Annotated in this window: 10 protein-coding genes; 9 read left to right on the top strand and 1 reads right to left on the bottom strand. The window is 70.7% G+C overall.

Annotated elements, in window-relative coordinates:
- From polA to aroD, 7 genes are all read left to right on the top strand, one after another.
- The gene (gene polA / locus BN4251_RS10735) at positions 1 to 2,718 is read left to right on the top strand and encodes a DNA polymerase I (protein ID WP_087485110.1); all 2,718 of its coding nucleotides are present in this window, start codon (positions 1 to 3) and stop codon (positions 2,716 to 2,718) included.
- A 256-nt stretch (positions 2,719 to 2,974) separates the two neighbouring features.
- Positions 2,975 to 4,459: a 30S ribosomal protein S1 gene (gene rpsA, locus BN4251_RS10740; protein ID WP_087485111.1), complete on the top strand. Its 1,485-nt coding sequence runs from the start codon at positions 2,975 to 2,977 to the stop codon at positions 4,457 to 4,459.
- A gap of 98 nt (positions 4,460 to 4,557) precedes the next feature.
- Positions 4,558 to 5,388, top strand: a complete 831-nt coding sequence (locus BN4251_RS10745; protein ID WP_087485112.1) for an HAD-IIA family hydrolase — start codon at positions 4,558 to 4,560, stop codon at positions 5,386 to 5,388.
- A gap of 63 nt (positions 5,389 to 5,451) precedes the next feature.
- A complete protein-coding gene (gene aroC, locus BN4251_RS10750) occupies positions 5,452 to 6,699 on the top strand; it encodes a chorismate synthase (RefSeq protein WP_087485113.1) in 1,248 nt (415 codons plus the stop codon).
- Positions 6,696 to 7,238: a shikimate kinase gene (locus tag BN4251_RS10755; protein ID WP_087485114.1), complete on the top strand. Its 543-nt coding sequence runs from the start codon at positions 6,696 to 6,698 to the stop codon at positions 7,236 to 7,238. Before aroC ends, BN4251_RS10755 begins: the two co-directional genes overlap by 4 nt.
- Positions 7,235 to 8,317 carry a 3-dehydroquinate synthase gene (gene aroB, locus BN4251_RS10760; RefSeq protein ID WP_087485115.1) on the top strand — a complete coding sequence of 361 codons (1,083 nt, stop codon included), beginning with the start codon at positions 7,235 to 7,237 and terminating at the stop codon, positions 8,315 to 8,317. Before BN4251_RS10755 ends, aroB begins: the two co-directional genes overlap by 4 nt.
- Positions 8,318 to 8,325: 8 nt before the next feature.
- On the top strand, positions 8,326 to 9,225 hold the full coding sequence (aroD, locus tag BN4251_RS10765; RefSeq protein WP_170931938.1) for a type I 3-dehydroquinate dehydratase: 900 nt from the start codon (positions 8,326 to 8,328) through the stop codon (positions 9,223 to 9,225).
- 7 nt (positions 9,226 to 9,232) lie between these two features.
- On the opposite strand, the gene BN4251_RS10770 is transcribed toward aroD, so the two are convergent.
- Positions 9,233 to 10,150 (bottom strand): trimeric intracellular cation channel family protein, encoded by a 918-nt coding sequence (locus BN4251_RS10770; protein ID WP_170931939.1) that lies wholly within the window; start codon positions 10,148 to 10,150, stop codon positions 9,233 to 9,235.
- Between the two features lie 74 nt (positions 10,151 to 10,224).
- On the opposite strand from BN4251_RS10770, the gene coaE reads away from it, so the two are divergent.
- Positions 10,225 to 10,860 carry a dephospho-CoA kinase gene (gene coaE, locus BN4251_RS10775; RefSeq protein WP_087485117.1) on the top strand — a complete coding sequence of 212 codons (636 nt, stop codon included), beginning with the start codon at positions 10,225 to 10,227 and terminating at the stop codon, positions 10,858 to 10,860.
- Between the two features lie 50 nt (positions 10,861 to 10,910).
- On the top strand, positions 10,911 to 13,013 hold the full coding sequence (uvrB, locus tag BN4251_RS10780) for an excinuclease ABC subunit UvrB (protein ID WP_087485118.1): 2,103 nt from the start codon (positions 10,911 to 10,913) through the stop codon (positions 13,011 to 13,013).
- The last annotated feature ends 1 nt before the right edge of the window (position 13,014 follow it).

A 13,014-nucleotide genomic window follows, 5' to 3' on the forward strand; every position in this document is an offset into this window, starting at 1 on the left:
ATGACTGCGAGTGACACCGATGACCAGCGCATCCTCCTCATCGACGGGCACGCGATGGCCTTCCGCGCGTTCTTCGCGCTGCCTGCGGACGGCTTCAGCGACGGCCGGGGCCAGGCCACCAACGCGGTGTACGGCTTCACCCGCATGCTCATCAACGTGGTCGCCTCGGAGAGGCCGACCCACATCGCCGTGGCCTTCGACCTGCCGGGCGGCACCTTCCGCGACCGCATCTACGACCAGTACAAGGGCGGGCGCGACGAGACGCCGGAGGCCTTCCACGGCCAGATCGGCCTGATCAAGCAGGTGCTCGACGCGCTCGGCGTGCGCTGGCTGACCTACGAGGACTACGAGGCCGACGACATCATCGCCACCCTCGCCACGCGCGCCGAGGAGGCGGGGGACGAGGCGCTGATCGTCTCGAGCGACCGCGACGCGCTCCAGCTGGTCGGCGAGAAGGTCACCCTGCTGCAGCCCATCAAGGGCGTCACCGAGATGCGCCGGATGACGCCCTCGGCCGTGGTCGAGAAGTACGGCGTCACCCCCGAGCAGTACCCGGACCTCGCCGCCTTGGTGGGCGAGGCGGCGGACAACCTCCCCGGCGTGCCCGGGGTGGGGCCGAAGACCGCCGCCAAGTGGATCGCCCAGTACGGGGACCTGCCCGGCGTGATCGCCCACGCCGACGAGATCAAGGGCAAGGCCGGGCAGTCGCTGCGCGACCACCTCGAGGCGGTCGAGCGCAACCGGTTGATGAACGCCGCCTTCACCACCCTCGACCTGCCCGAGGACGCGGCCCACTACGCCCTCGGCGGCGGCGACCGGGCCCGCGTCATCGAGGTGTTCGACGACCTCGCCTTCGGGGACACCATCCGGCGCGACCTGCCGGCGGCACTGCTGGGCGAGACCGTCGCGGAGGCTGTCGCCGAGCAGGAGCAGCAGGAGTCCGAGGTGCTCACCCTCGACAGCGCCGAGGCGCTGGGCCAGCTGCTCGGGGAGGAGCGGGGAGCGCTCGCCCTGGACGTCTCCGAGGACGTGCGCGGCGGGCCGCTGCTCGGGCTCGCCACCGGATCCGGCAGCGGCGCGGTCCAGCTCTCGTCCCTGGACTCGGAGGCCTCGACCGCACTGGCCTCCGCCCTCGACAGGGCGCAGGAGATCCTGGTGGCCGACGCCGCCGGGGTGCGCTCCTGGCTGGCGGACAACGGCTACCGCCCGGCCGCCGCGATGCGGGACCTCTCGCTCGAGTCCTTCGTGCTGCGCCCCGGTGCTCGCAGCTATGACACCGAGGCGCTGGGAACGGAGCTGGGAGGGGCGAGCTTCGAGCCGCGGCCCCGCAAGCCCGCGCCCACCACCTTGAAGAAGGAGACCCCCGAGGTGCGTGCGGAGCACGTCGCCCGCGCCGCGGCGCGCCTCGCCACGGCCGCCGCCGCCCTGCACCCGGCCGCCGCAGAGCTCAGCTCCCGCCTCGAGCGGGCGCCCTGGGCGCGCAGGATCCTCGATGATCTCGAGCGCCCGCTGCAGAGCATCCTCGAGACCATGCACGCGCGCGGCATCGCCCTGGACGCGCAGGCCGTGGCCGCCCTGCGCGAGGAGTTCGAGGGCTTCGTGGCGCAGGCCAAGCGGGAGGCCGGCGAGATCGTGGGGGAGGAGGTCAACCTCTCCTCCCCGAAGCAGCTCCAGGTGGTGCTGTTCGAGACCCTCGCCCTGCCCACCACCCGCAAGATCTCCTCCGGCCATTCGACCGACGCCGAGTCCCTCACCGATCTGGCCGAGGCGCTGGACCCGGACTCCGCCGGGTACCGGTTCCTGGCCGCGCTGCTGCGCTTCCGCGAGATGAGCAAGCTCACCGGCTACCTGGTGGGCCTGGACAAGGTGGTCGACGAGACCTCCCGCGTGCACACCACGTTCCAGCAGACGGCCGCCGCCACGGGACGTCTCGCCTCGACCGAGCCGAACCTCCAGAACATTCCCGTGCGCACCGCCGAGGGACAGCGCATCCGGGACGTCTTCGTCGCGGGAGAGGGCTACGAGAGCCTGCTGACCGCGGACTACTCGCAGATCGAGATGCGCATCATGGCGCATCTGTCCGAGGACGAGGGCCTCATCGAGGCCTTCAATTCGGGCGAGGATCTGCACAACTTCGTCGCCTCCCGGGTCTTCGGCGTGAGCCCCGACGCGGTCGATCCGGCGATGCGCTCGAAGACCAAGGCTGTCAGCTACGGCCTCGCCTACGGGCTGTCCGCCTTCGGCCTCTCGCGCCAGCTGCGCATTTCCCGGGCCGAGGCGACCTCCCTGCGGGACGGCTACTTCGAACGCTTCGGCGGGGTGCGCGACTACCTGCGCGAGAGCGTCGAGACGGCCCGGACGACCGGCTACACCGAGACCATCCTCGGGCGTCGGCGCTACCTGCCGGATCTGACCTCCGACAACCGCCAGCGCCGCGAGAACGCGGAGAGGGTTGCACTGAACTCCCCGATCCAGGGCAGCGCGGCGGACATCATCAAGCTCGCGATGCTGGCCGTCGAGCGTCGGATGCGCGAGGCGGAGCTGACCTCCCGGATGCTGCTCCAGGTGCATGACGAGCTCGTGATCGAGGTGGCGCCCGGCGAGCTGGACCAGGTGCGCCGGATCGTCGAGGACGGCATGGACTCGGCCTACCGGCTGTCCGTGCCGCTCGAGGTCGGCATCGGCGTGGGCCGCACCTGGCGCGAGGCCGCGCACTGAGGCCGGCTGTCGCGGCCCGCCGGAGTGCGACCACCGGGGCGACCAGGACGGATCTCACACCCGCGGCCCGCGCCGGCGGGCTGCGCACCCTCGCGCTCGCACGCCGGGGCTGTTAGGCTTTCGAAGGTCTGTGCGCGAGCTCTCGCACCGGCGTGATCCCACGCCGTGGTGGAACGGGCACGGACTGGCCCTCCCCGGAGGGTCAGCACGTCCATCGATCCTACTCATTTCCTGTCCCGACGGAGTCCTTACCTACATGACCGACACCACGACCCCCCAGATCGCCATCAACGACATCGGCGGCGCCGACGATCTCATGGCCGCCATCGATGCCACCATCAAGTACTTCAACGATGGCGACATCGTCGAAGGCACCGTGGTGAAGGTCGATCACGACGAGGTCCTCCTGGACATCGGCTACAAGACCGAGGGCGTCATCCCCTCGCGCGAGCTGTCCATCAAGCACGACGTCGACCCCGGTGAGGTCGTCGAGGTCGGCGACGAGATCGAGGCCCTGGTCCTCCAGAAGGAGGACAAGGAAGGCCGCCTGATCCTGTCCAAGAAGCGTGCGCAGTACGAGCGCGCTTGGGGCACCATCGAGCAGATCAAGGAAGACGAGGGCGTCGTCACCGGCCGCGTCATCGAGGTCGTCAAGGGCGGCCTCATCGTCGACATCGGCCTGCGCGGCTTCCTCCCCGCCTCCCTCGTCGAGATGCGTCGCGTCCGCGACCTGCAGCCGTACGTCGGCCAGGAGATCGAGGCGAAGATCATCGAGCTCGACAAGAACCGCAACAACGTGGTCCTCTCGCGTCGCGCCTACCTGGAGGAGACCCAGTCCGCGGTCCGCTCCGACTTCCTGCAGACCCTGCAGAAGGGCCAGGTCCGCGAGGGCGCTGTGTCCTCGATCGTCAACTTCGGCGCCTTCGTCGATCTCGGCGGCGTCGACGGCCTGGTGCACGTCTCCGAGCTGTCCTGGAAGCACATCGACCACCCGTCCGAGGTCGTCGAGGTCGGTCAGAAGGTCTCCGTCGAGGTGCTCGACGTGGACATGGATCGCGAGCGCGTCTCCCTGTCGCTGAAGGCGACCCAGGAGGACCCGTGGCAGCTCTTCGCCCGCACCCACGCCATCGGCGAAGTCGTCCCGGGCAAGGTCACCAAGCTGGTCCCCTTCGGCGCCTTCGTGCGCGTCGAGGACGGCATCGAGGGCCTGGTGCACATCTCCGAGCTGGCTCAGCGCCACGTGGATCTGCCCGAGCAGGTCGTCACCGTGGACCAGGACGTCTTCGTCAAGGTCATCGACATCGACCTCGAGCGTCGCCGCATCTCGCTGTCCCTCAAGCAGGCCAACGAGGGCGTGGATCCCGAGGGCGATGACTCGACCTTCGATCCGGCTCTGTACGGCATGGCCGCGGAGTACGACGCCAACGGCGAGTACAAGTACCCCGAGGGCTTCGACCCGGAGACCAACGAGTGGCTCGAGGGCTTCGACGCCCAGCGCGAGGAGTGGGAGGGCCAGTACGCGGCCGCCTACGAGCGCTGGACCGCCCACAAGGCCCAGGTCGCCGAGGCCATCAAGGCCGACGAGGAGTCCGCGAACGCTCCGGCCGCCGCGTCCACCAGCTCCTCGGACTCCGCGGCCCCGGCCGCGCAGGCCTCCTACCAGTCGAGCACCTCGGACGAGGGCACCCTGGCCTCCGACGAGGCCCTGGCCGCCCTGCGCGCCAAGCTCACCGGCAACTGATCGGTCGCTGATCCTCGGATCGGCGCACCGGGACGACGGGCGTCACCTTCGGGTGGCGCCCGTCGTCGTATGCCCAGCGGGTACGGCAGACTGGTGCCATGACCGATGCGCTCGAGACTCATCCGATCCACTCCTGGCTCACCGACATGGACGGCGTGCTCGTCCATGAGGATGCCGCGCTGCCCGGCGCCGCCGACTTCATCGCCGCCCTGCAGCAGTACGGCCGCCCGTTCCTGGTGCTGACCAACAACTCGATCTTCACTCCCCGGGACCTGCGGGCGCGGCTCGCCCGCAGCGGCATCGACATCCCCGAGGACGCGATCTGGACCAGCGCCCTGGCCACCGCTCGGTTCCTCGCCGAGCAGGCGCCCGGCTCCGCGGCCTACGTGATCGGTGAGGCGGGTCTGACCAGCGCCATGCACGAGGAGGGCTTCATCCTCGCCGACTCGGACGTCGAGTTCGTGGTGCTGGGGGAGACCCGCACCTACTCCTTCGAGGCGATCACCCGCGCGATCCGGCTGATCAAGAACGGCGCGAAGTTCATCGCCACCAACCCTGACGTCACCGGCCCCAGCGCCGAGGGGCCGCTGCCGGCGACCGGTTCGGTGGCCGCGATGATCACCGCCGCGACCGGGATCCAGCCCTACTACATCGGCAAGCCCAACCCGCTGATGATGCGCACGGCCCTGAACCGCATCGGCGCGCACTCGGAGACCTCGATCATGATCGGGGACCGCATGGACACCGACGTGAAGTCCGGCCTCGAGGCGGGCATGCGCTCGGTGCTGGTGCTCTCCGGCTCCACCCGCGAGGAGGAGATCAGGCTGTACCCGTACCGCCCCACCGTGGTGCTGGACGGGATCGCGGATGTGGTGCCGCTGGTGGCACGCCTCACCCCGCTCGAGTCCGTCGAGCTCGACGAGGACTGATCCTCCGGGGCGGCGCCTGGACAGGCGTCCTGCACCACGGGGCGACATGAGAGAATGACGGCCATGTTGCGCTGGCTCACGGCCGGGGAATCCCACGGCCCCTCCCTCATCTCCCTGCTCGACGGCGTCCCCGCCGGGATCGAGCTGACCAGTGACGATCTGAAGGACGCGCTCGCGCGCCGTCGCCTCGGGCACGGTCGCGGCAGCCGCCAGAAGTTCGAGCAGGATGTGCTGACCATCCACGGCGGCCTCCGCCACGGCCGCACCCTCGGCTCGCCCCTGGCGATCGAGGTCGCCAACTCCGAGTGGCCCAAGTGGGAGAAGGTGATGAGCGCGGACCCGGTCCCGCGCGAGGACTTGCTCATCGACGCCGGCACCGGTGATGAGCGCGAGATCGCCCGCAACCGCCCGCTGTCCCGGCCTCGGCCCGGTCACGCGGACCTCTCCGGGATGCTGAAGTACGGCTTCGACGAGGCCCGCCCCGTGCTCGAGCGCGCGAGCGCCCGCGAGACCGCCGCCCGCGTGGTCGCGGGCCGGGTCGCGGCGGCCCTGCTCGAGCAGGCCGCAGGCATCCGCCTGGTCTCCCATACCCTGCAGGTGGGCTCGGTGCGCGTCCCCGAGGACGCCGAGCTGCCCACCCCCGAGGACCTCGAGGCGCTGGACGCGGATCCGCTGCGCTGCTTCCATCGGGGCACCTCCGAGGCGATGGTCGCCGAGGTCGATGCGGCCAAGGCTGACGGCGACACCCTCGGCGGCGTGGTCGAGGTGCTCGCCTACGGTGCACCGGTGGGCTTGGGCTCCCACATCCAGTGGGACCGTCGGCTGGACGGACGCCTCGCTCAGGCGATCATGTCCATCCAGGCGATGAAGGGCGTCGAGATCGGTGACGGGTTCGCCACCGCCGGGCGCCGCGGCTCCGAGGCCCATGACGAGATCCTCGCTGCCGACGCCGCCGAGGGGGACACCTTCCCGCGCGTCACCAACCGGGCCGGCGGCCTCGAGGGCGGCATCACCAACGGGCAGATCATCCGGGTGCGCGGCGCGCTCAAGCCGATCTCGACCGTCCCGCGCGCGCTGCGCACGGTCGACGTCTCCACCGGCGAGCAGACCACCGCCAACCACCAGCGCTCGGACACCTGCGCCGTGGCCCCGGCCGCGGTGATCGCCGAGGCGGTGGTGGCCCTGACCCTGGCCGACGCGCTGCTGGAGAAGACCGGCGGGGACTCCGTCGCCGAGATCCGCGCCCACCTGGAGGGGACGAACGCTCTGCAGTCGGCACTGACCGACCGCCGACCGGACAGCGCACAGTGACGGGGCCCCTGGCGATCCTGATCGGCCCGATGGCCGCGGGCAAGACCAGCGTGGGACGCTCCCTCGCCGCCCAGCTCGACGTCGAGTTCGCCGACCTCGACGCCCTGATCGTCCAGGCCGACGGGCGCAGCATCCCCGAGCTGTTCGCCGCCGAAGGAGAGCCCGCCTTCCGCGCGCTCGAGGCGGAGACTCTCGAGCGCGCGCTGCGCGAGCACCACGGCGTGCTCTCTCTCGGGGGAGGGGCGCCGATGCACCCGCTCGCCCCCGAGCGGCTGCGGGGACGGCCCGTCGTGCTGCTCGAGGTGGCAGAGCGTGTCGCCGAGCGGCGGCTCTCCCATGGCGTCGGCCGCCCGATGCTCGAGGGCGAGGACCCGATGGCGCGCTGGCGCCAGATCGCCCAGGAGCGCGGCCCCCGCTATCGCGAGCTGGCCGCCTTCCGCATCGACTCGGGCCGCGGCAGCGCTGCGCACGTGGCCCGCACCATCATCCGGACGCTGCAGCTGGATCAGCGGACCGACCCCGACAAGGAGACCGCATGAGCACCACCGTGATCCCCGTGACCACCCCGACCGGAGGCTACGACGTCCACGTCGGCCGTGGGCTGCTCGCCCAGGTGCCCACGCTGCTGCCCGAGCGTGCCCGGCGCGTGGTGATCATCCACCAGCCGAGCCTGCGCCAGGTCGCCGAGCAGCTCCAGGAGTCGATCGGGCAGACCGGCCGCAAGGCCTTCGCCGCGGAGATCCCCGACGGCGAGGAGGCGAAGACCGCCCAGGTCGCCGGGTTCCTGTGGGGAGTGTGCGGTCAGGCCGAGATCGGCCGCACCGATCTGGTGATCGGTCTGGGCGGCGGCGCCGCCACCGATCTGGCCGGCTTCGTCGCCGCCTCCTGGCTGCGCGGGGTGGACGTGCTGCAGATCCCCACGACGGTCGCGGCGATGGTCGATGCGGCCGTGGGCGGCAAGACAGGCATCAACACCTCCGAGGGCAAGAACCTCGTCGGCGCCTTCCACCCGCCGGTCGCCGTGCTCGCCGACCTCGACGTGCTCGGCGGCCTGGGCGCGAACGATGTCGCGGCCGGGATGGCAGAGGTCGTCAAGGGCGGCTTCATCGTCGACGAGCGGATCCTGGAGATCATCGAGGAGGATCCCGCCGCGGCGCTCGATGTCACCTCCGACGCCTTTCGCGAGCTGGTCGAGCGGAAGATCCGGGTCAAGGCTGCGGTGGTCTCCGAGGACCTCACCGAGCAGGGCAATCGAGAGATCCTCAACTACGGCCACACCCTCGCCCACGCGATCGAGCGCAACGAGCGCTACCAGTGGCGCCACGGCGCCGCGGTGAGCGTCGGGATGATGTTCGCGGCCGAGCTCTCGCACCTGTCCGGCAAGCTCTCCGAGGCGGAGGTGGATCGTCACCGCGCGATCCTCACCTCCCTCGGTCTGCCCACCACCTACCGCGACCGCCAGTGGCCCAAGCTCGAGGACTCGATGAAGCGGGACAAGAAGACCCGCGCGGGCCTGCTGCGCTTCGTGGTCCTGGACCGCATCGGTAGCGTGTCCAGGATCGAGGGCCCGGACCCCGCCCTGCTGCTGTCCGCCTACGACGCGATCACCGAGGAGTGAGGATCGAGATGGATCACGAGACCACCCCTGAGCATCCCGCCGACGAGAACACCGCACCGGAGAACGCCGCACGGGAGAACACCGTGCTCGAGCACGGCGACCGGGAGACCGACGTGCGCCGGCGCACCGCCACGGTGCGCGGCATCGAGCTGGGCCGTGCGCGCCCGGAGATCATCGTGCCGCTGGTCGGCAGCGACCTGGACGAACTGCTCGCGCAGGCCCAGAAGGCGGTCGCCACCCGGGCACGGATCATGGAGTGGCGGCTGGACCGCTTCCGGCCCGACCTCGAGGACCCGCTCGATCACCGCGAGGCCGTGCTCGCCGCGCTGCCCGCGCTGCGTGGGGCGCTGGGCCCCGATCGCGGGCTGCTGGTGACCTTCCGAACCTCCCATGAGGGCGGATCCCGGCCGATCACGGACCGTGACCTGGGCATCCTGCTCGAAAGCCTGCTCGGCGGGCGCCGTGCCGGGACGCAGGCCGCCGTGGACCTGATCGACATCGAGACCGCACGCGATGCGGGCATGGTCGAGCGGGTGATCTCCTCCGCGCACCGACACGGCACCGTGGTGATCGGCTCCTTCCATGACATGGAGGCAACCCCCTCGGAGGAGACCCTGGTCCAGATCCTGCGCGAGCAGCGCCGGCTCGGGGCCGACGTCCCCAAGGTCGCGGTCACTCCGCGCACCCCGCGGGACGTGCTCACCCTGCTGTCGGCGAGCCTGACGGTGGCCGAGGAGCTCCGCGGGCCGCACATCGCGATCAGCATGGGCACCCTCGGCGCGAGCAGCCGGGTCGCGGCCGAGACCTTCGGCAGCGCGGCGACCTTCGCGACAGCCGGCGAGGGCTCCGCGCCCGGCCAGCTCGAGGCCGACGACGTCGCGCAGATGCTCGAGCTGCTGCGTCCCTGAGCAGCGCTCAGCGCGGCGAGCCGCCGCCCTCGCCGCCGTCCGTGCCGGATCCGCTCTCACCCTCGCGCTCGTGCTCGACGGTCCCGGGCAGATGCGAGGGATCGGTCTCGTGGAAGATCCGCTCCTCGTAGCCGGCCGCATCGAGGTCATCGGCCAGGGCGTCCTCGGCGAGGTCGTCGGTGCTCGCATCGATCACCGGGATCGTCCCAGTCTCGAGCGCGACGCGCACCCGCTCGTCCTTGCGGGTGCGGCGCACCAAACGCTTCAGCTGCGCCGCGGACATCGTCACCTGCCACTCGCTGTGCGCCGGCAGGGTCCACCGGCGCCAGGCCGCGATGCCGGCCAGCAGGGAGCCGACGGCGACCGCGACCAGCACCAGCGGGGACGGCAGGCCGAGCGCGACCACCAGCCAGGTCAGCACCGCCGTGACCAGCGCGCCGGTCGCGTACAGCGGGCCTCCGCCGAAGATCGCCGGTATCCGCCCCACCAGCACGTCGCGGATCACGCCGCCGCCCACGGCGCTGGTGATCCCCAGCAGGACCGCCGGCAGCACGTCCAGGCCGTAGCCGAGGGACTTCGCCGTGCCGGTCGCCGCCCACAGCCCCATCGCCGCGATGTCCAGCACCGTGACCAGACGGCGCCACCAGGGCCCGTCGGTCGATATGAGGAAGGAGAACGCTGCACCGCCCAGCGCGCAGGCGAGGTAGGCGGGCCCGGCGAAGGCCGCGGGCGTGCCGTAGTCCAGGATCAGGTCGCGGACGATGCCCCCGCCCAGTCCCGCGGCGATGCCGATGAACCCGAAGCCCACCGCGTCGAAGTTCAGGCGGGAGGCGAGAGCGCCCGCCGCGACGCCCATCACGAACACGCCCAGCAGGTCCATGATGCGCAGCACGTCGTTCGTGATCAGCAGCTCGAGAGGGTCCACCCCAGCACCGTACGTCCCGCGCGTCACCTGCGGGAACCGCCCCGTGACGGCTCTTACGGCCCTACCATCGGAGCATGGCTGCGCACATCGCTCCGCTCCGCCTCGGGCTGACCGGCGGCATCGGCTCCGGCAAGTCCACCGTCGCCTCGATCTGGCGGGAGGCCGGGCACCGGGTGATCGACCTCGACGCCCACTCCCGGGCCGTGCTCGACGTCCCCGGCGACGGGGTCGAGGAGGCGATCGCCCGGTTCGGGGAGGGCTTCCGCACCGAGGGCGGCACGATCGATCGGGCCGCGATAGCGCGCCTGGTGTTCGCCGATCCTGCGGCGCGTGCGGATCTGGAGCGGATCGTGCTGGGGCGCGTGGACCAGGCAGTCGCGCGCGAGGAGCAGGAGGCGCGGGATACGGGGGAGAGGCTCGTGATCCACGACAGCCCGCTGCTGCTCGAGAAGGGGCACGAGGCCGACTACCGAGCGGTCATCGCGGTCCTGGCCCGTCGCGAGGACCGCATCGGACGGGTGATCAGGGACCGCGGCAGGGACCGCCAGTACGTCGAGTCCATCATGGCCGTGCAGGTCAGCGACCTCGAACGCATCCGGCGCGCGGACCGCCTGGTGCTCAACACCGCAGACCGCCCCACCCTCGTCGCGCGTGCCCTGCACGCCCTGGACGTGGTGCTCGAGGGCTGCGCGGATTCCGCCCTGCGCTGATGGCCCCCGCGGGCGTGTCGTCCGTCGGCGCCGGGTCGTAGGCTCGACCCATGCGTCCCGTCACCGATCTGGTCCGCGCCGAACATCCCTTCGAGGTCGTCTCGGAGTATTCGCCCTCCGGCGATCAGCCCGAGGCGATCGCCGATCTCGCCCGTCGCATCAACGACGGCGAGCAGGACGTGGTGCTCCTGGGTGCGACCGGCACCGGCAAGTCGGCCACTACCGCCTGGCTGATCGAGCAGGTGCAGCGCCCCACCCTGATCATGGCGCACAACAAGACCCTCGCCGCGCAGCTCGCGAGCGAGTTCCGCGAGCTGCTGCCGAACAACGCGGTGGAGTACTTCGTCTCCTATTACGACTACTACCAGCCCGAGGCCTATGTCCCGCAGTCGGACACCTACATCGAGAAGGACTCCTCGATCAACGCGGAGGTGGAGCGGCTGCGGCACAGCGCCACGAACTCGTTGCTGACCCGGCGCGACGTGGTGGTGGTCTCCTCGGTCTCCTGCATCTACGGCCTGGGCACGCCGCAGGAGTACGTGGATCGGATGGTGCAGCTCAGCGTGGGCCAGGAGCTGGACCGCGACGAGCTGCTCACCCGCTTCGTGGACATGCAGTACGACCGCAACGACGTCGCCTTCGAGCGCGGCACCTTCCGCGTGCGCGGTGACACCGTCGAGATCATCCCGATGTACGAGGAGCTCGCGATCCGCATCGAGTTCTTCGGCGACGAGATCGATGCGCTCTACACCCTCCACCCGATGACCGGCGAGGTGATCCGGCAGGAGGAGCACATCCACATCTTCCCGGCCTCCCACTACGTGGCCGGTCCCGAGCGCCTGTCCCGGGCGATCGGCACCATCGAGGTGGAGCTCGCCGAGCGGCTCGAGGAGCTCGAATCGCAGAACAAACTGCTCGAGGCGCAGCGCCTGCGCATGCGCACCACCCACGATCTCGAGATGCTGCGCCAGATGGGCTCGACCAACGGGGTGGAGAACTACTCCCGCCACCTCGACGGCCGTGCGCCGGGCACCGCCCCGAACACCCTCATGGACTACTTCCCCGAGGACTTCCTGCTGGTGATTGACGAGTCCCACGTGACCGTCCCGCAGATCGGCGCGATGTACGAGGGGGACCGCTCCCGCAAGCGCACCCTGGTGGACTTCGGCTTCCGCCTGCCCTCGGCGCTCGACAACCGCCCCCTGACCTTCTCCGAGTTCACCGAGCGCACCGGGCAGACGGTCTACCTCTCCGCCACCCCGGCCGAGTACGAGCTCGGGAAGTCCGACGGCTACGTCGAGCAGATCATCCGCCCGACGGGCCTGGTGGATCCCGAGGTGATCGTCAAGCCCGTCAAGGGCCAGATCGACGATCTGCGCGAGGAGATCGAGAAGCGGGTCCAGCGGGACGAGCGCGTGCTGGTCACCACCCTCACCAAGCGCATGGCGGAGGACCTCACCGACTTCCTGCTCGAGAACGGGGTGCGGGTCCAGTACCTCCACTCGGATGTGGACACCCTGCGCCGCGTGGAGCTGCTGCGGTCCCTGCGCGTCGGCGAGTTCGACGTGCTGGTGGGCATCAACCTGCTGCGTGAGGGCCTGGACCTGCCGGAGGTCTCGCTGGTGGCGATCCTCGACGCGGACAAGGAGGGCTTCCTGCGCTCGCGCACCTCGCTCATCCAGACCATCGGCCGTGCGGCCCGCAACGTCTCCGGTCAGGTGCACATGTACGCCGACCGGATCACCGAGTCGATGGAGTCCGCGATCGAGGAGACGAACCGTCGCCGCGAGAAGCAGATCGCGTACAACACCGAGCACGGCATCGACCCGACCCCGCTGCGCAAGCGGATCGCGGACGTCACGGACATGCTCGCGCGCGAGGACATCGACACCGAGACCCTGATGGCCACCGAGTACCGCTCCGGCAAGGAGAAGGTGGCGCGGGATCGGGCGCGCGCGAACGCGGTGGAGGCCGTGAAGGGGCGCAGCGTGGACCTCGGGGACGATCCGGTGGGCGCGCTCACCGGCATGATCGATGAGATGACCCAGCAGATGCACCAGGCCGCCGAGACCCTGAACTTCGAGGTCGCAGCCCGGCTGCGTGACGAGGTGCAGGAGCTCAAGAAGGAGCTGCGGGCCGTGCAGCGCTCCTGAC

Origin of the sequence: Brachybacterium massiliense, from assembly GCF_900184245.1 — a bacterium.
GTDB lineage: Bacteria > Actinomycetota > Actinomycetes > Actinomycetales > Dermabacteraceae > Brachybacterium > Brachybacterium massiliense.